This window comes from Paraburkholderia sp. RL17-337-BIB-A (assembly GCF_046025895.1).
In the GTDB taxonomy this organism is placed as follows: domain Bacteria; phylum Pseudomonadota; class Gammaproteobacteria; order Burkholderiales; family Burkholderiaceae; genus Paraburkholderia; species Paraburkholderia fungorum_C.
This window is the reverse complement of sequence record NZ_JARESY010000002.1, coordinates 3,774,498-3,793,294: the sequence shown is the minus strand read 5'-3', so window position 1 is coordinate 3,793,294 and position 18,797 is coordinate 3,774,498. Positions and strand designations below refer to the sequence as shown.

Annotated in this window: 20 protein-coding genes and 3 pseudogenes; 9 read left to right on the top strand and 14 right to left on the bottom strand. The window is 58.0% G+C overall.

Features of this window, described 5'->3' with window-relative positions:
* Positions 1-277: 277 nt before the first annotated feature.
* Entirely contained in the window at positions 278-685 is a 408-nt protein-coding gene (locus P0D84_RS37590) for an Hsp20/alpha crystallin family protein (RefSeq protein WP_408345828.1), read from the bottom strand.
* A gap of 11 nt (positions 686-696) precedes the next feature.
* Complete coding sequence (locus P0D84_RS37585; RefSeq protein ID WP_408345825.1) at positions 697-1,137, bottom strand: Hsp20/alpha crystallin family protein; 441 nt, start codon at positions 1,135-1,137, stop codon at positions 697-699.
* Between the two features lie 243 nt (positions 1,138-1,380).
* On the opposite strand from P0D84_RS37585, the gene P0D84_RS37580 reads away from it, so the two are divergent.
* A complete protein-coding gene (locus P0D84_RS37580) occupies positions 1,381-1,764 on the top strand; it encodes a hypothetical protein (protein ID WP_408346347.1) in 384 nt (127 codons plus the stop codon).
* A 975-nt stretch (positions 1,765-2,739) separates the two neighbouring features.
* Here P0D84_RS37580 and P0D84_RS37575 read toward each other — a convergent pair.
* The gene (locus tag P0D84_RS37575) at positions 2,740-2,943 is read right to left on the bottom strand and encodes a cold-shock protein (protein ID WP_408346344.1); all 204 of its coding nucleotides are present in this window, start codon (positions 2,941-2,943) and stop codon (positions 2,740-2,742) included.
* A gap of 893 nt (positions 2,944-3,836) precedes the next feature.
* Here P0D84_RS37575 and ligD point away from each other — a divergent pair.
* On the top strand, positions 3,837-4,121 hold the full coding sequence (gene ligD / locus P0D84_RS37570) for a non-homologous end-joining DNA ligase LigD (RefSeq protein ID WP_408345822.1): 285 nt from the start codon (positions 3,837-3,839) through the stop codon (positions 4,119-4,121).
* Positions 4,122-4,722: 601 nt separating this feature from the next.
* Here ligD and P0D84_RS37565 read toward each other — a convergent pair.
* From P0D84_RS37565 to P0D84_RS37545, 5 genes are all read right to left on the bottom strand, one after another.
* Complete coding sequence (locus tag P0D84_RS37565; RefSeq protein WP_408345819.1) at positions 4,723-5,916, bottom strand: phytanoyl-CoA dioxygenase family protein; 1,194 nt, start codon at positions 5,914-5,916, stop codon at positions 4,723-4,725.
* A 264-nt stretch (positions 5,917-6,180) separates the two neighbouring features.
* Positions 6,181-6,762, bottom strand: coding sequence for a hypothetical protein (locus tag P0D84_RS37560; RefSeq protein WP_408345816.1), 582 nt, complete (start codon positions 6,760-6,762; stop codon positions 6,181-6,183).
* Positions 6,763-7,053: 291 nt separating this feature from the next.
* The gene (locus P0D84_RS37555) at positions 7,054-7,263 is read right to left on the bottom strand and encodes a hypothetical protein (RefSeq protein ID WP_132382024.1); all 210 of its coding nucleotides are present in this window, start codon (positions 7,261-7,263) and stop codon (positions 7,054-7,056) included.
* Between the two features lie 105 nt (positions 7,264-7,368).
* Complete coding sequence (locus tag P0D84_RS37550) at positions 7,369-7,767, bottom strand: response regulator (protein ID WP_408345813.1); 399 nt, start codon at positions 7,765-7,767, stop codon at positions 7,369-7,371.
* A 556-nt stretch (positions 7,768-8,323) separates the two neighbouring features.
* The gene (locus P0D84_RS37545) at positions 8,324-8,452 is read right to left on the bottom strand and encodes a hypothetical protein (protein ID WP_408345810.1); all 129 of its coding nucleotides are present in this window, start codon (positions 8,450-8,452) and stop codon (positions 8,324-8,326) included.
* Positions 8,453-9,088: 636 nt separating this feature from the next.
* On the opposite strand from P0D84_RS37545, the gene P0D84_RS37540 reads away from it, so the two are divergent.
* Positions 9,089-9,451 (top strand): response regulator transcription factor, encoded by a 363-nt coding sequence (locus P0D84_RS37540; protein WP_408345807.1) that lies wholly within the window; start codon positions 9,089-9,091, stop codon positions 9,449-9,451.
* A 36-nt stretch (positions 9,452-9,487) separates the two neighbouring features.
* On the opposite strand, the pseudogene P0D84_RS37535 reads toward P0D84_RS37540, so the two are convergent.
* A pseudogene (locus P0D84_RS37535) lies at positions 9,488-9,664 on the bottom strand (PRC-barrel domain-containing protein); the annotation flags it as partial.
* Positions 9,665-9,844: 180 nt separating this feature from the next.
* Here P0D84_RS37535 and P0D84_RS37530 point away from each other — a divergent pair.
* Positions 9,845-10,154, top strand: a pseudogene (locus tag P0D84_RS37530) (acylphosphatase).
* A gap of 84 nt (positions 10,155-10,238) precedes the next feature.
* Here P0D84_RS37530 and arsB read toward each other — a convergent pair.
* Positions 10,239-11,315 (bottom strand): ACR3 family arsenite efflux transporter, encoded by a 1,077-nt coding sequence (arsB, locus tag P0D84_RS37525; RefSeq protein WP_408345804.1) that lies wholly within the window; start codon positions 11,313-11,315, stop codon positions 10,239-10,241.
* Positions 11,316-11,317: 2 nt separating this feature from the next.
* Complete coding sequence (locus P0D84_RS37520; protein ID WP_408345801.1) at positions 11,318-11,833, bottom strand: arsenate reductase ArsC; 516 nt, start codon at positions 11,831-11,833, stop codon at positions 11,318-11,320.
* A gap of 199 nt (positions 11,834-12,032) precedes the next feature.
* Here P0D84_RS37520 and P0D84_RS37515 point away from each other — a divergent pair, with 199 nt between their 5' ends.
* Positions 12,033-12,374 carry an ArsR/SmtB family transcription factor gene (locus P0D84_RS37515; RefSeq protein ID WP_041730777.1) on the top strand — a complete coding sequence of 114 codons (342 nt, stop codon included), beginning with the start codon at positions 12,033-12,035 and terminating at the stop codon, positions 12,372-12,374.
* 114 nt (positions 12,375-12,488) lie between these two features.
* Here the strand turns inward: P0D84_RS37515 and P0D84_RS37510 are convergent, their stop codons facing one another.
* The 3 genes from P0D84_RS37510 to arsH are packed head-to-tail and all read right to left on the bottom strand — an operon-like array spanning position 12,489 to position 14,001.
* Positions 12,489-12,962, bottom strand: a complete 474-nt coding sequence (locus tag P0D84_RS37510; RefSeq protein WP_408345798.1) for an ArsI/CadI family heavy metal resistance metalloenzyme — start codon at positions 12,960-12,962, stop codon at positions 12,489-12,491.
* Positions 12,963-13,301: an ArsR/SmtB family transcription factor gene (locus P0D84_RS37505; protein ID WP_408345795.1), complete on the bottom strand. Its 339-nt coding sequence runs from the start codon at positions 13,299-13,301 to the stop codon at positions 12,963-12,965.
* A 10-nt stretch (positions 13,302-13,311) separates the two neighbouring features.
* Complete coding sequence (gene arsH, locus P0D84_RS37500; RefSeq protein ID WP_459252225.1) at positions 13,312-14,001, bottom strand: arsenical resistance protein ArsH; 690 nt, start codon at positions 13,999-14,001, stop codon at positions 13,312-13,314.
* 960 nt (positions 14,002-14,961) lie between these two features.
* On the opposite strand from arsH, the gene P0D84_RS37495 reads away from it, so the two are divergent.
* From P0D84_RS37495 to P0D84_RS37480, 4 genes and pseudogenes are all read left to right on the top strand, one after another.
* Positions 14,962-16,215 (top strand): MFS transporter, encoded by a 1,254-nt coding sequence (locus tag P0D84_RS37495; protein ID WP_408346341.1) that lies wholly within the window; start codon positions 14,962-14,964, stop codon positions 16,213-16,215.
* Between the two features lie 34 nt (positions 16,216-16,249).
* A complete protein-coding gene (gene arsN2 / locus P0D84_RS37490) occupies positions 16,250-16,684 on the top strand; it encodes an arsenic resistance N-acetyltransferase ArsN2 (RefSeq protein WP_408345789.1) in 435 nt (144 codons plus the stop codon).
* Positions 16,685-16,797: 113 nt separating this feature from the next.
* A pseudogene (locus P0D84_RS37485) lies at positions 16,798-17,367 on the top strand (IS6 family transposase); the annotation flags it as partial.
* A 542-nt stretch (positions 17,368-17,909) separates the two neighbouring features.
* Positions 17,910-18,632: a reverse transcriptase N-terminal domain-containing protein gene (locus P0D84_RS37480; protein WP_459252221.1), complete on the top strand. Its 723-nt coding sequence runs from the start codon at positions 17,910-17,912 to the stop codon at positions 18,630-18,632.
* Positions 18,633-18,797: the final 165 nt, after the last annotated feature.

The following is an 18,797-nucleotide window of genomic DNA, read 5'->3' as shown; positions in this document are numbered from 1 at the left end:
GACGGACGTTCCGAAGAATACTCGGAGAAGGGACGGCAGCAGCTCGGTGTTGGCAGGCCACCGGCAGAGTCTGAAACAGAGGACCCCGCACCATGAGTACATGAGTTCCCCGTCAAAGGTTTGGCACAGGTGCCCAGCGGACTGTATGCCGCTGGATACTGTCTTTTTTAACGTAAAACTTCTCAGCCGTTATGACGTAGACCGGCGGCTGAGATGCGGCAGACCACATCTCAGCCTTTAGCCGCTTCGGCATTCGCTATCAATTGCCGATTGGCCTTCAGCCAACGCTGACGTCAATGCGGCGCGGCTTTGCCTCTTCCCGACGTGGGATAGTCAACTTCAGTACGCCATCCTTCAGGTTAGCCTCAATTCGCGAAGTGTCGAAGTCGTCGCTGACGGCAAACTGCCTCGAAAAATATGGCGCGCGTATCTCCGCGTGCGAAAGGTGCAGATTCGCAGGAGTTGGTACCGCCGACTCCGCTTCGATAGTGAGGCTCCCGTCATGCACGCTCACCTCTAAACGCTCCCTCGTCACGCCGGGCAGGTCTGCCAACAGCGTCGCTCCCTGACTGTCCTCGAAGATGTCTACCGCTGGATTCAGCTTTAGCCGACGCGTCTTTTCCTCGGCAGCATTGCGGCTTACAGCGCCAGTCTCGCGCTGGGCGATTTGGGTTGTGTCGCTCATGATGTCACCTCTCACTCAATCGTAATGGCACGGGGTTTCGAAGCCTCGCGCTTACCAATCGAAATCAACAGGCATCCGTCTACGTAGCGCGCCTGCACCTTGTCGGGGTCCGCATGCTGTGGCAATTCGATAGCTCGCCGGAAAGAGCCGACGAAGCGCTCCTGCGCGTAGGCACGTCGGCTCCCGGTGGAATCCGGCGGCTCAGTGGTCCGCTCGCCGGCTATTGTGAGCAGCCCCTTGTCGATGGAGATGTCCAGCTTTGATGCGTCGATACCGGGCGCAAACGCGACGATTTCAATCGTGTCGTCGGTCGTGCCGATGTTGATGGGTGGAAAGGTCCCGAGCCGGCTTGAGCGAAGGCTGGAGGGGAATCCGCCGAACAGGGTGGACATCTGCCGTTGCAGGCGGTCCACTTCGCTGAAGAGGTCGGTGCCAAAGTAAAGGTCACTCATGGTCGCTTTCTCCTCTGGCGGCGGGGAGACGAACCGGCGTACGCGCTCCAGTCCGTTTGCCCCGGCCGCAGACAAACAAGGTTGAAACACGCAGCGCCCGCGACAACCCGCGAGCAACTGCCTGAGCGCTTTGAAAATAGGATAAGAAAAACGATTTTCAAGCCCCCAGTTGAAGAATTTTTCGCACTTGAAAAACCGGCGATCGTCCCTACCATCCACGCCAGTATTACCCAGGAGAACGCCATGGAATTCGAAACAGAGTGGATAACTCTCGGTAAGCATCGGTTAAGGTTGCGCTCGACGAAGGGCTTTCCGACTGAACTGATGAATCAGCTCGCCGAGGTTGTGAGGCTGGCGGTTGACAACAACATGAGCGCGCGAGCCCGCATCGTCGAAATCATTCTCCGCAAGGAGCAAAGTTATGACATTTCGATAGGAACGACGCTGGCCGAAGACCGGATTTGTGCACCGCAACTTGAGAGCGCAATCTCAACGGTAATGGGCTTGCTTCCGGACCAGGTCAACATTTTGGTCCAGACGGTCACGCAGGAAGAGGTGGACCTTCATTTCGGCGTGTATGAACGGATGCTGGCCGAGAAACTCGGCGTTGTGCCGCCAATCCAGTGATGGCGCTTCGCGGTCCGTTGCAGTCGCGTCCAGCCTCCTTTCGTTGAGACTGCACGATATTCAATGTCGTAGCCGATGCAGCTGAATATCGCCGCATCTACAACCGCAGGTGTTCGCTCCCAGTCGTCAGAATGTCGCCGGGAATAGAAAGGTCAAAATCGAAATTTTGTATCGGGATTTACTCAGAGACGCTCGGAACACTTTGCGTCCCAGTGAGTTTGTTTTCGCCGGAACGGGGTACCTTGTCATCGCTTCTAGCCCCGGCAACATACTTTATCTGAAGACGCAGCTGCGACAGATAACCGTGCCAGGCAAAGACCGCGAGTCGCGCTCCGCTTTCAACGGTCTTTGGGAAGTTAGCGGAGCGACGGGTAAATTTACCGGGCTGCAGGGTGCCGGCACCCTGCAGATTAACCGGCTATCGGAGAGCGAGCGCCAATGGATTCTGGAAGGTGAGCTGAGCAAATCGTAGCGGCTGCCGCCGTTCGTTGGCGTAACGACCGCCGAAGGTTCGATGTTCCACTGTGTCCACGAACTTTTGACAGACGGCATCCTGAAGAATTTGCGGGCGCCCATACTTGATATTTACGTCCAGTTTGCCGGCGTTGAACGTTCCGACAAACATAACCTTCTTCGCCGCGTGCGAGATGAGGACCGTGACTGCGGTCCTATCAGAAAATGTGAGGATTGCATGGCGATTTTAAGCCGGCTTTTCGTAAGCCTCAAAACCAGCATTAAGAAATCCGTAAAGGGCCTCAACGCCGACCGTCTGTGCAGCAGCTATCTGTTCGGGAACTTGCGTGTTCATCGGTTTAAACTCCTGTGTAAATAGCGGCGCTTTGACTGATTCGGCCGTTGCTGAGCCGCGTCTCGCCCAGCTGAAACATGTGGGCCTGGATGCGAGAAGACAATCTTGTTATAGAGCGTGGGTTTTCATGCCGCGCAATGCGTGCGCGGCATGAATCGGGCATGTTCCTAGAGCGGCTGGATATTTGCGGCCTGCTTGCCCTTTGGTCCCAGCTTGACCTCGAAGCTGACTTTTTGCCCGTCACTAAGAGACTTGAAGCCGTCCGACTTGACTTCGGAAAAATGGGCAAACAGGTCTTCGCCACCCTCGTCCGGCGCGATGAAACCGAAGCCCTTTGCATCGTTGAACCACTTCACTGTGCCCGTCTGCATCATCTGATTCCAAGGAAGTTAAAAAGAGTCATTGACTCGCCGTAAAAACTCTAAAAGTTTGCGCTGAAGGCGCTGGTGCAGGCGTGCTGACTCCCGCAGAAAAGGGTGTTATCGGTTCCGGTAAGAACAATGTCCGGGCTTGCGAATGGTTATTCGGTTGCAAGCCTGCGGCGATGGAACTCGAAGGGCAGGCAGCGGCGCCATTTGCTTGTGCGACGCAAGTCAGCTGTTCCAAGCCTGCACCCGTCAGATGCCCGCCAGGTGGAAGGAGCAGTCTCAGGCGGTCTGCATCCGACGCCTCGAATCTGCGGGAGCGCTGGCGAGACGGTCGAGCAACCGCTGTAGCCGTTCCCGTTGTCTTTGCAAGAGTCCGGGCGTCGCATACGCCTGAAGAACCCGAGCGCGCCAGTAGGTCTGGGCGAACAATGAATCTGCACCTTCTGTGCATAGGACCCGCTCAAGATGCGTAACTGCAGGGTCAAGGTTTTGAGGCGTGTAAGGGCTCACCCAGGCGCCTGCTTTGGTGGCAACGTTCATTGTGTGCTCTCTCAGTCATATAGAATTTTCTGAAAAACGGCACGTTACATCAGGTGCGTCCGGCTCTCAGACACCATACTATTATTCAGATGTTTAGTACGGTTTGCTAAACGTAATGAACAAGATACAGGAAACATGGTGCCTCCTAAACCGGGTTTACCCCGCCAATGCGTAATCTCATACCGCTCAAAATATGTGCCACATTTATATGATGTATCGAGGCTCTACTGTCGCTGGAAAGCAGTTCCAGCGAGTTCCCATTTTTAATGATGATAGTTATTTGTAGTACTGATGGAGCGTGGCGCCCCGTAGCGCGTCCGCTGTAGTCCGAGTTCAAATTCACGCACCCAGAGCGCATGGTTGACCCGTCTAGCGGCGTTACCAAACTCGACCTGGTCCGATACTACGAAAGCGTTGTCGAGTGGATGCTGCCTCACCTGAAGGACCACCCACTAGCGAGGGTCCGTGCGCCAACTGGTATCGCCGGTGAGTTGTTTTACCGGATGCACGCCGAAAAGACGGGCATGCCCTGGCTTAAAGCGCACGACCGCAGTCTGTGGCTGAATCACCCACCGCTGGTGACCGTCGATACTGTGGACGCGCTGATGTCGGCGGCCCAGATGAACGTCGTAGGGTTTTGATTGCGTTGCTCGCTGTGGCAGCGAGCCTGGGTGGTTGCGCCGTCGCACCGGGATATGGGGAAGCGCAGCCATACGATTCGATCTCCGGCTATCCGTTTTACGGACCGGGGTACGGGACTTGCAGTAACTGGGGCGACTGGTACGGCAATTACTGGCACGGCGACCGTTGGCACGGCGGCTGGCACGGCGGACGCGGAGGCTGGGGTGGACATGGAGGCCGGGGTGGACACGGCGGCGGAGGCGGACATGGCGGCGGCCGCTGACACCTTTCCCTAGTCGGACTCTATACGGTCGCTCACATTTCGATTTGAATCTAACCAAGGCGAATTAACGGGCGCGAGTCCCTGTTTGAGGAAATGGCCCGGCGGAGGTAAAACCCGTCATATGCGCCTAAGGGAGCGCACACGGAAGGAATGGAACTATCGTGAGTAGACCTGTTATGACCGCGACTGCCATGCGCACTGGTTCGCTGACCAGAAGAAGACTGGGCCTACGCGGCTTGCGCAGACCGGCGACGTCGCAGCAAACCACAAGCCTATTTACTTGGATTTCGTTGGGATGACTGTGCATCAGGCGGGCCAACTGACTGACGGTGAGCTGCCTAAGCCTCGCGCCGTTTCGCCTGCTCACGAATTGCAGCTATGAATCTGTCTGCGCTCCACAGTTCTGTCAGCGCCCGGCGGAAAAGTCCCTGCTGACTCTCGGGTGCGAGGCCGCCACGCGGCGGGTCCCTGTCCAGGTTCGTTGGAAACGGATAGCCTTCGGCACACGAAGCAATCACCGCGTCGGCCTCTTCCCGTGTGATGCTCGCCGTCCGCATTCGGTCCAGCAAGACCAGATATAGCACCTCGCACATCTTTGCGCGATTCAGCGATTCCATCGAACGACCGTAGGCCGAGGAAATCTGCAGGAGGTTAGCCATGCGGTGAACAGAGGTCGTGCGGTTCGAACCGGCCGCATGGAAGAGCGCGGGATTGAAGAACAGCGCATCGCCCTTTTCGAGCGGTAGCTGGACGTAGTGAGTTTCAAAATAGTCGCGGAAGTCCTGACGACGCCATGCGAGGTACCCCTCGGCATAGCGCTGCGAGAAAGGCAGCAGCTCGGTTGGTCCGCTTTCGACGGGCATGTCGCTGTGAGCAATCGCCCCTTGCAGCGTGAGAAAGGGGGACATTGCATGAACGTGTGCCGGATAACGCTCGGCCTCAGCTACGGTTTGAAAACCAAGGTGGTAGTCCCGGTGCGCCTGTTGCGCCTGTCCGCCGGGACGTATGACGTTGACCTGCGACGTCACCTGAAAATGAGGCCCCAGCCACGCCTCAGCTATCGCGCAAAGTGCTGAGCTCGCGAAGTAGCGGGCGAATACTGAAGGAGCACGCAGGCAAAGCTTTTCCTGCGCATTCCAAATCCGGTCATTCGCACCTGGCTTGGCGAAGTGGTCTGCCGCGGCGCCGCCAGCTTCCCGCTCCTCGCGGATGACTGACTCGAAGACCTTCGTCGCTTCATCAACTGGAGCTGTGTCGGCGTAAACCTGCTTCAGCACGAGCACACCCGCTCCCACGTTCAACACGTTCGCCCATTCGGCGTGCAGGTCCGCGCGCCGCGACGCATCTTCAAGCGCGCTGCCAAGCACACGGCAGTGGTACACCGGAACGTGGTCGACTGCTTCAGTGGCGAACCTCAGACTGCCACCATCTGAACGGGGCTGAAGTGCAGCGACAAAGTCCTGGAGGGAACAGTCCTGCTCCCGGTACCAATGGCGTACCCGGGCGTCGCGACGCGATTCAGTAGCGTTCATGGTGTCTCCTTCTGTCGTTGCTACAACAATAGTCCTCCAGCGGGAGCTTGCGTTACCATAAACACCTCAAAAACACCTTAACCACTGCGATGCAAATACATTTTGACGTATGACCGATTTCGCATCGGCGAACCGCTATGTAGCGTGCGCGGCGCAAATTCTCGCGCGCACTAATACGCGCGCGACGGCAAGCAGCCTTGCAATGGGCCTGCGTCCCCATCGTCAAACCATTTTTCCGCAGCTAATGCCTAACGCTGACTGACTCTATTTCTTTATTGCATCGACCGTGCAACTCACAAACAACGCGAGAGCCGGCCCCATGTTCGCGAGGGACACCGAGGCGGTCTCTGCTGTTGCCTGAGTCATGAATGGCCGATTGCGCGCGCTGTCATTCCGCGCGTACGTATGGAACATTGTGGTTGTTTGTTCCACTGCGAGCAGTGCGAAGGTGGCGCTTTTCGCCCGATGAGTTTCCAGGCTTTCTCCTGGAGGGACCACGTCAATCGCTTTTAACGACTGCACCAGGGAGTTGAGTGAGGTATGGAGCTGCCACGCGCTGAAAGCTGGCAGTGAAGCGAGTAGCGAAAAGCGACCCGGCTTCGGAGACAGTCTAAATGCTGAATTTTCTGCAGTCAGATAGACCTGTTCTGCCGCAGAAACGGGCTCGATATGGGCGTCTATGAATTGTGCTGTATTGATGCTCTGCGGGACGGCATCGCGCCGGAACGCAGCACACGTCTTTTCGTCCACGGCATCAAATTCTGATGTCGCCGCTATTGAAGACGTCGCACCGGCGCTGCGGGACAGAAGTATCAACAGGGCCGCGGCCGTCGCAAGTTGTCGCATGTCGCTCCTCATCGCTCGCAGTAATTTTCAATCGCGCATCAGAGGCCCGGGATTTTTTGGCCGCCTGCCCTCAAAATATCAGCTTGTCCCGCAACTGCACGCTTCCGTTCCTTGGCTGACTCTCCACGGAGGTCCCACATCACGATGTGCTCAGTCATCTGCTTCTTCTCGGTTCGCTGCACAGAGGAACAGTCCGGGCGAGCGTAATTGTCGACCGCAAACACGGAAGGTAGCTAAGCGGCAAACTGATGTGGAATACCTGGGGCCGCGGGTCGGTTCAAAGCTAGTGCGTCACTGCGGCTCAAGGGCGTCGAGTCGCGCTTGTGCAATCTCGCGTGGGTGTTGACAGTGGTATGCATCGAACAGCTGTGAGCATAGCTGGGCAAGCGACTCAAGCCCTACTGCCTGGTCTGCGTGCTCGACCTCGCCTGCACTAAGCATGTCATCGAGAACCGGGGCGAGACGACGTAGACGCATAAACGTGGCGGTTTCCAGTTTCATGCTGAACCTCCTATGGCCAGATGGCGGAGCGCACCCTGAAGCAGTCAGCACCCGATGGCTTTCGATTGCCGGCGTATCGAAGTGACTGGTCATGGCGATTGGACCCTACCGTGAACTGTGCAGTTGAAGCAGTTCCAGCAGGCGCGAGGCCGCGACTGGCTTTCTGAGAAATGCCGACACCCGAAGGTGTGGCGGCGGTGTCGCCACCGCTGAGTTCAGAACAACCGGAATAGTTGCGAACTCAGGCTCGGCTGCGAGCGCGCCGATAAGGGCGGGACCGTCCATGACCGGCATCATGAAATCTGAAACAACGATGTCCGGGCGCCTTCGGCGCGCCGCGCGCAGTGCCTCATCCCCGTTCGACGCAGTCATAACCTCGTAACCCTCTCCGCAAACCAACGTCTTAAGCGCTTGAAGCAGGTTTATGTCGTCGTCGACCAGTAACACCATCACCATGACCCGTACCCGAAGCGGTGGCTGTTCATTTCGGCTGTTTGCCGGCAACAGCTACTCCGCTGCTCGCCCGCGGTAAAAGCAGTCCGCTGGACGGGGCGTCCTCGCGGTAGCTGACACTGCCGACAGCACAATCTGTGCTTCCGTTTTCACTGGTTACGCGTGTTTGCCTGTGGGTCGCGCGCAATGCCGCGACAAACGATGCCCGACATTTCGACGCTGACTTTCCGCTTGCGAGCAATTCCTGTTCGAACGCTCGCTGCAGAAACTCGGGGACCGCGTCGCTTAGCGCCTGTGACAGACGGTCGAACGTCTCTTTCCTCCCGTCGTCGAGAACGGTTGCCAACAGTGCCGCAAGTTCTTCCGTTAGTGCGGTCGAAATGGACGCGAGCTGTGTTTTGAGGTCGTCGAGCGGAGTCGGTATTCCAGATGGACCGATGCTCCTCAATGCAGACTTGCGCTTTGCGGCCATTGTGGGCTCCCAAAAGTCTTTCGGTAGCGTGCTCCCGCGCAATGAGTCCGTGCCAGGAGCCGTTTAAACGCCAACAACCTGCACAACAGGGATTCACAGTACGCGACTAGAGGTCGGATAATCCCTGACCTGCGGCTACTGGATGCATATTGCGGAGAGGTCGACGGTACGGCGATAGATGTTCCTGCCAAGCCACGGCACGAACGTGTACTCCGCATAGGCGTTGCTGCCGATATATATCCAGTTATGCAGAACAACTGACACGATGATTCCTTGAAGACGTTAAGAAAGCGAACGGGTCGGACGGGTATCGCGGAAGGCGATGGTGCGTCGGGCCGCACAGCGAGCTTTGCGCTGTCATAACGGCGAGCGCTGCCTCGATGAGAGAAGAGTAGGTTTTGCCGAAGGGCAAATCTACTCTACGGCGGGATATGCAGATGCCGCGTTGGCGTTAACTGGTTATACGTGCGTATAACTGCGGTCGTGAGATTAGCGAGCTGTGTCGAACAGCGCATAGGTCCAGTCCCGCCTTGACCCTCAGGCATGTCTGCGTCGCGGTTGAGGACTTCCGCGACTCTTTAACCGTTCTTTACGACATGCGATTCAACATGGGAATGGGGCCTGCTGTTTCCAGTTCTATTGTTGAAGCCCACCGTGGGCAATTTCGGGCCTCCAATACCCTGAAGGTGGTACGACGTTCTCGTTCAGCCTGCCGCCAGCCATGAAAGAGGAGGTGCGAAAGTGATGCACGGCGACCGGCGAGCACAGGGTTGGGTTCACATATACATTCGTACGATGTCACTAAACGCCGTTGTGAAGTAATCTGCTAATCAAGAAAGGCGGGCGGCATCGACCACACGTCATCCTGAGAGTGAATTCGAGAGCCCCATTTTAGAAATTATGCCAGTCGTTTCGATTGTCGACGATGATTCAGCGGTCCGTGTTGCGTTAAGCAGCCTCATCCGGTCGCTTGGCTGGCACGCGCACATGTATGAGTCGGCAGAAGAATTTCTTGCATCCGGGCAGGCCGCCCATACCTCGTGCCTGATTTCCGACATCCGCATGCCCGGGATGTCGGGTATCGAGATGCATGAGCGCCTTCGCGCCCAGGGACATGCCCCGGCCACCATCCTAACCAGTGCATATCCGACGCCGGCATTGCAGGCAAAAGCGGCGAGTAACGGCGCACTTGTGCTGCTGCAGAAGCCCTACCAGGCCACTGCGATAACTCACTGGCTCTCGGTCGCTCTTGGAAATCCCTAGCGAATCATCGACGCTGCGCAGAAGTGTTAACGCACGACGGCGCTCAAAGATGATGTCCGAAATCTTGCCGACGTGCTCGCCGTCCGAGGACGTCACCTTGGTCCCATCCAGCGTCGCAGCAGCCATGACGTCCGGCCACGGTGCTTCGCCGATACCGCCGCCGACGATGTTAGCTCCGCCTTGAGTACCGCGTTGCGGGTTAATTGAGCCCATAATTCACCTCCATAACAAAACAGTGCCCTTACGACGGGCAAGCCGTATGCACGCCAGGTTGACTTGAATATGCGTTCGGCAACCCGAGCGACCGGTCATCGACGTTGGGACGAATGGCGTGAAACAAGGTGTAAATTTAGGGAGTAGCACCAGAGTCAATTCCACGAGGCGGATACACCCATGGGACCTCACGATAGAGACGAGCCTTTCGAGACCCGAGTGGTTCAGGTCCGTGGCCAGGTGCAGGGCGTGGGTTATCGGGAAGCCTGTGTACGCCGCTCGAGACAACTGGGCGTCACCGACTGGGTCCGCAACCGCATGGACGGCTCGGTCGAGGTCATGCTGCTGGGTTCGCCGGAACAGTTGGCGGCCATGTGCGCCTGGCTCAGTGAGGGGCATGTCCGCGGCGCTCGTCGACGAGGTTGAGGTATCCGAGGTTCCGCCACCGTTCGCCCGCTTCGACAACTTCGATCGTTTGCCCGCTCTATAAGGGCAAGCAAATCGCTCCGATGAAAGAAGGCGTCTTTCCGCATTCACGCGGTGCCGTCTTCGCAGCGGAAAGCGGCTGAGTCAGTCACGACAACGACCGTTGATACCAGTTACGGGACGAGTTAACGACCTTGACTACGACCAGCATGACCGGCACTTCGATGAGCACGCCGACCACAGTTGCCAGTGCCGCACCGGACTTCAGACCGAACAGGCTGATGGCCGTCGCAACAGCAAGTTCAAAGAAGTTGGACGCGCCAATCAGGCAGGACGGTGCAGCAATGTCGTGCGATACGCCCAGTTGCCGGTTCGCCAGGTAGGCGAGCGACGAGTTGATAATCACCTGAATCAGGATAGGCACCGCGAGCAGCAGGATAACGAGTGGCTGAGCAATGATTTGCTCACCCTGGAACGCGAAGAGCAGCACAAGTGTTAGCAGCAGCGCAGCGATGGAGAACGGCCCAATCTTCGAGAGCGCCTTCTGGAAGGCCTGCTCGCCCTGACGTAGGAGAGTCTTGCGAATAACCTGCGCAATGATGACGGGGATGACGATGTAGAGCACCACCGAGGTCAGCAATGTATCCCAAGGCACCGCAATGTTCGAGATGCCGAGCAGCAGACCCACGACCGGGGCAAACGCGAACACCATAATCAGGTCGTTCAACGCGACCTGGGACAACGTGAAGTACGGGTCACCTTTCGTCAGCTGACTCCAGACGAAGACCATCGCTGTGCAAGGCGCTGCAGCCAGAAGAATCAGGCCGGCCACGTAGCTGTCGAGCTGGTCAGCGGGCAGCAGCGACGCGAATACGTGCCGCACGAAGACCCATGCCAGAAATGCCATCGTGAACGGCTTGACCGCCCAGTTGATGACCAGCGTCACGCCAATGCCTTTCAGCTGGGTGCGAACCTTGCCGAGCGATGCGAAGTCAATGCGCAACAACATCGGAATAATCATGACCCAAATCAGAATCCCGACGGGGATGTTGACGTGGGCGAACTCCAGCGTGGATACAGTGTGGACAGCGCTGGGCAACAGCTTGCCGAGAACGATGCCGACCACAATGCATAGCGCGACCCACACGGACAGAAAGCGCTCGAAAAAACCGATGCCGCTCGGCGCCCGCCGAGCGGTCTTCGCGACTGTTTGACTGCCAGCCATCGTTACTCTCCCTTCTCACGCAGCGACGTGCCGATGTTCTGCATTTCCTGCTGGACCGCAACGCGGTCGAGCTTTTCGAGCGGCAGATTCGCGAAGAGCTCGATGCGCTTCTTCATCTGCACGTAGGCCTGCAGAAATGCCTTGCGCCTGGCGTCGTCAGAGCCCTCGGCCGTTGAGGGGTCAGGTACGCCCCAGTGTGCTTTCGCAGGGTGACCGGGCCAAATCGGGCATACCTCGCCGGCTGCGTTGTCGCAGACAGTAAAAATGAAATCGATTTGCGGTGCGCCGTCTTCAGCGAATTCGTCCCAGCTCTTGCTGCGCAGCCCTTCGGTCGAAATCCCCTGTGAACGCAACAGGTCAAGCGCAAAAGGGTTCGGAGCCGTCCCGGGGTGACTGCCGGCGCTGTACCCCACGAAGCGGTCGCTCGCGAGTTCATTCAATGCCGCTTCCGCCAGAATGGAGCGTGCGGAGTTGTGGGTACAGAGGAATAAGACATTGTATTTTCGGTGTTCGGTCACAGACTTCTCCTGGCGACGTTTGGTCTAGGCGGTTTCGAATTACTCCACATCTCCAATATAATGGAAACGTTGTGACGCAGCAAGCGGGGGCGCGCTCTGTCGTTCGTCGCTGGCAGCGGTGAAGTCTGGGGTCGACTGTTCCACCCCGCGCCGGCGGCGTCGCGTTAGAATCGGCACATAACCTTGAAGACAGAGCCTTATGAAGGAAAAAGACGCCATCAAAGCTTTGGCCGCGCTCGCACAGCCGACGCGCCTGGCTATTTTTCGCCTGCTCGTCACAGCCGGGCCGGAAGGTCTCAACGTCGGAGTCATCCAGGAGCATCTTGACCTGGCCAGCGCGACGCTATCCTTCCATCTCAAGGAGCTGACGCATGCTGGCCTGGTAACGTCTCGCCAGGAAGGGCGTTTCGTATACTACGGGCCCGAAATCGAGCACATGAACGACCTGGTTGGCTTTCTGACCGAGAACTGCTGCCAGGGAGTGGACTCGGCTGCATGCAAGCCCGCCAGGAAAGTGAAGTGCAAGCCCGTGACCGCATGAACAGGCGCTTAGTGCGGTAAGTCACGCAGAACACACTTGCATCATCCGCATCAGTATCCAACTACAAGGGCCGCCTCGTGACATTGGGCGGCCGTTTTCTTTTGTCGCCGCGAATCAGCAGCAGCCGACATTTTTCTCAATCACAGCTGGAATCGAGGTAACCGGGGCACAGCAGGCCCCGCCCGCTCCAGGAGCGGCCGGCTCCCGGCTGTCCGCTCCGAACATCGCGATGCCGCCGAGCGTGTGATACGTCTCCCACGGGACGCCGGCCGGGTCCTGCGTCCAGTACTTGTTCGAACTTGCGTAGCAGCACTGCGCGCCAGATTGGTCCTGTACCGCGACGCTGCCGGCAACGACCTGCTCGCGAAGAGCAGCCAGCTCTTCGTCACTGTCGACCTGAAAGCCGAGGTGATTGACGCCAGTTTCACCACCCCGCGCTGAGATGGCGAAGTTCATGCGCGGGTCCTCGAGCATCCACTTCGCGTAATCGTCCTTGAGCACTGACGGTTCCGCGCCGAACATGCTGCTATAGAAACGCACGCTTTCGTCAAGCTTCGGGACAACAACGTGCACGTGAAATCGCTTCATTTACGCCTCCGTTTCGTCGGTCGCGCAGCCGCATTGCTGTGCTTGCTCCGCCGCGCAGCAGTTTTCCATCAGGAAATCCATGAGCGTCTGCATGTGGTCATAGCTGGCGCAGTAGATGATGAACCGGCCCTGACTCTTGCCTTCAATGAGCTCCGCGTGGGCGAGCTCCTTCAGGTGAAATGACAGCGTGGGCGCCGGAAGCCCTAGCTTTTCGGCAATTGCTCCTGGACTCATACCCGAGCGTCCAGCTGTCACCAGAAGACGGAAGACTGCGAGACGGGTTTCATGTGCGAGCGCTGCAAGCGCCTTGACTGCCAGCTTCGAATCCAAGGTTGCCATGACGTGCCTCTTATTGTTTGCTCGCCTGCGCTTCTTTGCGGGAATGGCTTGCAATTGCCTGGGAGGCCAGGTCGGTTGCCGGGTCGAGAGGACGGTCTTCCTTCACACGTTCGCTGTACCGGTCGACAAGATAGTCGGCACGCCCGCGAAGTAGCAGCGTGAATTTGACGAGCTCCTCCATGACGTCGACCAGGCGGTCGTAGTACGAGGACGGCTTCATTCGGCCATCCTCTTCGAACTCCTCGAACGCCTTTGCGACAGAACTCTGGTTGGGGATGGTGAACATCCGCATCCACCTGCCGAGCTGACGCAGTTGATTAACCGAGTTGAACGACTGGGAGCCACCACTGACTTGCATGACGGCAAGCGTGCGCCCCTGTGTCGGACGGATACCGCCGCTCACTAGCGGCAGATGGTCAATCTGCGTCTTTATCAGACCGGTGATGGTGCCATGGCGCTCCGGGCTGCACCACACGTGACCCTCTGACCACAGGGACAGTTCGAGCAGCTCCTTCACCTTGGGATGGTTCTTCACGTCGATGTCGTCCGCGTGCGGCAGACCGCGCGGGTCGAAAATCCGGGTTTCCGCGCCGAACGTCTGCAACAGGCGAGCGGCTTCCTCGACGAGCAACCGCGAGTACGAGCGCTCACGCAGCGACCCGTAGAGCAGCAGGATCCTTACCGGCGGCTGCCCCTCCATTCCAAGGCGTGCTGCGATATCCGTGTCGAAAAAATCTGTCCTGGCCGCCGGAAAGCTCTGGTCGCCATTGCTTGCGTGAACTGTCATCTCGTTACCATGCTATTTGACATTTCCAATTATATGGAGGTGTTTCGTCGATTCAAGGCGCTTTGCAGCACCTGCGGAACACGACCGTCATCACTTCGTCACTTGCATCCTACAACATTTCCGGTATTCTGGAAATATGGAATCTTTGGAGGCTGCCATGGACTGCGAAAATCGGGTATCGACTGGAGCGCTCTTGCCCGTGTCGGGAGGGTGGCATTGCCGCTCGATGCGGGGATTCATCATGCTGAAGGCAGACCGGCGAACCGCCAACGCGACGATACATCCTGCCGGCGGTCGCCCTACGACGGGGTCATGGTGCGGGTCGCTTCCCACGGACGTAGCGAGGGCATTTGAGTTGCAGACCGGATATGCGACCTCAGCGATTGCGCTGACAGCGGCGGCTGACGAGAAACTCGAGCTTGCGCGATTCCTGGCTGCGGACGGCTCGTCGGCCGCTGTCCTTGTCGCGGATGCGGAAATCCTGAGCCGTGTCTGGCCGCTGTGTGACTGGAAGACCCCATTACTGCGGGTCCGCAATCGCCTCGCCGACGAAGGCTCTAAGTTTTTTGTCGCCTTGACCACGAATCGTGAGAAAGGCGGCGTCATTGGGGCGTCGGCACGCCTGAGAGAGCGGCTCGTCGCGCTACGCGTTCAGCGGTATTGCGAAATGGAAGGAATCGGCTTTCTCGGCGCCGTGCAGATAACCCTGCCGATGGTTGCCGCGCGCCGCATCGACCCAGTTCATGAGCGAGTCGCCGTTGTCATCGCGCACAGACTTGCTTCAGCAACATTCTTTTGCTGCGACGCCTTTCGTACTGGCAGCGGCACCGTCCACAAACTGAGCCAGATGAGGGGCTGAAAAAATTGAGCACAATGTCGAGCCGAAGTGAGAGCGCCAGCGGAGACACCGCACCGGCAGATAGCAAAGACAGTCTGGTTACATGGGCGTTGGCGCTAGCGCAGCTAGTCTCCTGGGGCTCCGTCTACTATTCATTTTCCCTGCTGGTCGTGCCCATGGAGCAGTCTATGGGCTGGAGCAGAACGGCGACAAATGCCGCCCTTTCGGTCGGGTTGCTGGTTTCCGGATTCGCCGCATATCCCATTGGTCGCTGGATTGACCACGGACTCGGGCGACGCGTGATGGCCGTCGGTTCAGTCATCGCAGCGGCCATGCTATTGCTGTGGGCCGACGCACAGTCGTTGACCCTTGTCTTCGTTGCCTGGATTGGCCTTGGGATTGCCATGGCCTCTACGCTTTATGACCCCGTCTTCGCCGTCGTAACGCACCGATATCCGCAAAGTTTCAGGACCAAAATCACCCTTATTACGCTGGTGGGCGGGTTCGCCAGCACGGTCTTCATTCCGCTCACCCAGTTGCTGGTTGGCTCGGTCGGATGGCGCGCATCGCTCGTCGTTCTTGCTGCCGCGAACCTGGCAATCGCCCTGCCAATTCACGTCCTCGCCGTCCGTTCGTCGCGTACGCACGACGATTCGCGGCAGAATCACGGTGAGGTCAAGGCGGCGAATGACGAAGCCACACGCCGCGCGCTCCGCACGCCCACCTTCTGGGCGCTCGCCGTCTGCTTCACTGCGTATTACGCGACGTTCGCGGCGCTCACATTTCATCTGGTGCCACTCATGGTCGAGCGCGGCGTGTCGAACGCCGTGCTGGTAACGACCATGGCGCTCATCGGTCCGGCTCAGGTAGCTGCACGGGCTATTTGGTTCACCTTCGGCCGAACGGTGCATGTTAGTACTGTCGGCATAATCATCGTGACGCTATTCCCGCTCTCGACCGTTATCCTCATAAGTGCTGGTCACTCGGCTGCGTTGCTATGGCTATTCGCACTTTGCTACGGCGCCGCGAATGGCATGATGACCATCCTACGCGGCACCATCGTCCAGGACCTGATGTGGACCGAAGGCTACGGTGCAGTCAGCGGCATGCTTTCGTTCCCGTCGAATGTCGCCAAGGGAATAGCACCGATTGCCGCGGCCAGCATCTGGAGCTTTACCCACGGTTATCGAGCTGTTGAGTGGACCGTGTTCCTTGTTTCGATACTGTCAGCAATCGCATTCTTCGTGGCAGTTCGGGTCAGCCGTCACACGACAACTAGAGCCGCCTGATGTCGCTTCCAAATCGTAAAAGACAACACCAACTATGAAAATACGTGCCGCGCGAACCGAAGACCTCGATGCCATTGCGGCATTGCTCGTAGAGAACGCGCTGCCGGTTTCCGATGTAACGCCCGACCTCTTGTGCGATTTTGCCGTCGCAGAAGACGCCCACGAGTCAGTAGTTGGCAGCGTTGGCCTAGAGCGGTTTGGAGCTGAGGCGCTGCTGCGGTCACTGGCGGTTGCAAAGCCTGAACGCAGCGCTGGTTCGGGAGGCAAGCTGCTCGCACATGCGGAATACATGGCGCTCACCTCGGGTGTATCGGAGTTATGGCTGCTCACGACGACGGCCGCAGACTTTTTTCGACGGGCTGGCTATTTACCCGTCGCTCGCCAGAGCGCGCCGACCGGACTCCAGGCCAGCACGCAGTTCGCGCAGCTTTGTCCAAGTACTGCGGTCTGCATGAGAAAGAGGCTGTAATCCAATAGCGCGTGATACCCCCCGTCGACAAGACGGTGAAGCACTAGCCGTGGATCTGTCGCAGTAACGCGTCGGGTATATGTGTCGTGACAATGCGAACGATCGGGCACTTGATGAAGACTCTGAATCCAGCCGTGGCACGGGTGCTCAAGCGTTTGCACTATCCGCTCGATGTCATCCTTACGTGCGTGCGCTGGTATGTGGCATACCCGCTGAGTCTTCGACACCTGGAAGAGATGATGGCGGAGCGCGGAATTTCGGTCGGCCATTCGACCGTGCACCGCTGGGCTATCAAGGTGTTGCCGGTTCTGGAGAGGGCCTTTCGCCGCCCCAAGAAAACGGCCGGACGGAGCTGGCGAATGGATGAAACGTATATCAAGGTCCGAGGCCAGTGGAAGTATTTGTATCGCAGTCGACAAGGACGGCAACACGGTCGAATTTCTGCTGCGTGCCCATCGTGACAAGGCTGCGGCGCGGCGCTACTCCGAAAAGTCGATTGAACAAAACGGCGAACCCCAGACGGGACAATCGATAAAAGCGGTGCGAACCTGGCCGCGCTGGATGGTCTTAACGCGGAGCGGGAAATACCGATCAAGATCCGCCAAAACAAGTATCTGAACAACGTTATAGAGGTGCGACACGAGGTCGCTTACAGAAGTTGTTCTCCCTTCTCGCCGTATCGAAGGAGAGAACCACCGGTGTCACCCGGTGAATCCAGGGGCCTGAATCAAGAGCGGCTCTGACAACGTAACGAAGCGCCGCAAGGCGCGGGGTATCAATCGCGAGAGGCGTACCCTTCTGGCAGCCATACGCCGGATGAGTGCCAGATAGTCGGTATGGTGAAAACATTTGAATCTGCAGTAGGGTCGTTACGTTGAACGAGCGGAAATGGCTATTGCGCTCGAACCAAAACGGTACTGGAGGTGGGAACAGCGTCTTTCGATTACGCGTTCGTGACCCGCATACCTCCCGGCCCAGAGCAGGCACCTAACCCGACGTACTTCCATAAGCGGAACGTGGAAACCCCGTATCGCTCCCTTCGGGACAGCAGGCTGCGAGGTCTGCCCATGGCGGTGCGGGCACAGGATCGGGGAAAAAAGCGAATGCCCGGCTGTAATGGACGGGATACGGGTTGCAACATCACCCGACGCGAAAGCGGGCAGACTTCCTCGTGGTCTCTCCTCACCAGAGAGTTTGCAGAACCATCTAAACGGAAGGAAAGCAAATGAGCGCAGCAACACGGGCGCGTGCACCTTCGGGCGTGGCGTGGAACGGCATCAATTGGGCCGATGTTCAACGTCAGGTAAGGAGGCTGCAATCGCGTATGGTGAAGGCGGTACAGGCCGGCCGCCATAACAGGGTGAAAGCACTGCAATGGCTGCTGACCCATTCGTTCAGCGGCCGTGCATTAGCCGTGAAGCGGGTGACTGAAAACAAAGGCAGGAACACCCCCGGTGTGGACAAGGTAACGTGGAAAACACCGGTGGCAAAGGCCAACGCGATTGCGTCGTTGAAGAGGCGGGATTATTCGCCCCTTCCGCTTCGGAGAGTTTTTATTCTGAAGAAAAACGGTAAGACGAGGCCGCTCGGCATACCCGTGATGAAATGCCGCGCCATGCAGGCGTTACATCTGCTGGCGTTGGAACCCGTTTCGGAAACCACCGCCGATCTGAATTCTTATGGGTTCAGACCGGAACGCTCTACTGCTGACGCTGGGGGACAATGCTTCATTTCTCTGGCAAAAAAGGCGAGTGCGGAATGGGTGCTGGAGGCCGACATCCAAGGCTGTTTCGACAAAATTTCCCACGACTGGATGATCGCCAATATCCCCACGGACAAGGTGATTCTAAAGAAGTGGCTCAAAGCGGGATACGTGTATCAAAACGAACTCTTCCCCACTGACGCCGGCACCCCGCAAGGGGGAATTATAGCTCCGCCAACAACATAGCAAACTCGCGGGTAAAATGGGGCCTGCGCATTTCAAGGGAGTGTCTGGCGCCGTGGTCCAGAGGATGTCCTGACGTCGATGCGGTTCTCGTCCTTGAGACCCTCGCTCCCGCCGACAGGGAGGCGCGACAATGACCCGAGGACGACGTAAGAACTGGCGTGTCCG

What these genes read in the sequence shown, in the direction of transcription:
- P0D84_RS37590 (WP_408345828.1), bottom strand. Translation starts at nt 685, where the DNA reads ATGAGCGACACAACCCAAATCGCCCAGCGCGAGACTGGCGCTGTAAGC.
- P0D84_RS37585 (WP_408345825.1), bottom strand. Translation starts at nt 1,137, where the DNA reads ATGAGTGACCTTTACTTTGGCACCGACCTCTTCAGCGAAGTGGACCGC.
- P0D84_RS37580 (WP_408346347.1), top strand. Translation starts at nt 1,381, where the DNA reads ATGGAATTCGAAACAGAGTGGATAACTCTCGGTAAGCATCGGTTAAGG.
- P0D84_RS37575 (WP_408346344.1), bottom strand. Translation starts at nt 2,943, where the DNA reads ATGCAGACGGGCACAGTGAAGTGGTTCAACGATGCAAAGGGCTTCGGT.
- ligD (WP_408345822.1), top strand. Translation starts at nt 3,837, where the DNA reads ATGGTTGACCCGTCTAGCGGCGTTACCAAACTCGACCTGGTCCGATAC.
- P0D84_RS37565 (WP_408345819.1), bottom strand. Translation starts at nt 5,916, where the DNA reads ATGAACGCTACTGAATCGCGTCGCGACGCCCGGGTACGCCATTGGTAC.
- P0D84_RS37560 (WP_408345816.1), bottom strand. Translation starts at nt 6,762, where the DNA reads ATGCGACAACTTGCGACGGCCGCGGCCCTGTTGATACTTCTGTCCCGC.
- P0D84_RS37555 (WP_132382024.1), bottom strand. Translation starts at nt 7,263, where the DNA reads ATGAAACTGGAAACCGCCACGTTTATGCGTCTACGTCGTCTCGCCCCG.
- P0D84_RS37540 (WP_408345807.1), top strand. Translation starts at nt 9,089, where the DNA reads ATGCCAGTCGTTTCGATTGTCGACGATGATTCAGCGGTCCGTGTTGCG.
- arsB (WP_408345804.1), bottom strand. Translation starts at nt 11,315, where the DNA reads ATGGCTGGCAGTCAAACAGTCGCGAAGACCGCTCGGCGGGCGCCGAGC.
- P0D84_RS37515 (WP_041730777.1), top strand. Translation starts at nt 12,033, where the DNA reads ATGAAGGAAAAAGACGCCATCAAAGCTTTGGCCGCGCTCGCACAGCCG.
- P0D84_RS37510 (WP_408345798.1), bottom strand. Translation starts at nt 12,962, where the DNA reads ATGAAGCGATTTCACGTGCACGTTGTTGTCCCGAAGCTTGACGAAAGC.
- P0D84_RS37505 (WP_408345795.1), bottom strand. Translation starts at nt 13,301, where the DNA reads ATGGCAACCTTGGATTCGAAGCTGGCAGTCAAGGCGCTTGCAGCGCTC.
- arsH (WP_459252225.1), bottom strand. Translation starts at nt 14,001, where the DNA reads ATGGAGGGGCAGCCGCCGGTAAGGATCCTGCTGCTCTACGGGTCGCTG.
- P0D84_RS37495 (WP_408346341.1), top strand. Translation starts at nt 14,962, where the DNA reads ATGTCGAGCCGAAGTGAGAGCGCCAGCGGAGACACCGCACCGGCAGAT.
- arsN2 (WP_408345789.1), top strand. Translation starts at nt 16,250, where the DNA reads ATGAAAATACGTGCCGCGCGAACCGAAGACCTCGATGCCATTGCGGCA.
- P0D84_RS37480 (WP_459252221.1), top strand. Translation starts at nt 17,910, where the DNA reads ATGAGCGCAGCAACACGGGCGCGTGCACCTTCGGGCGTGGCGTGGAAC.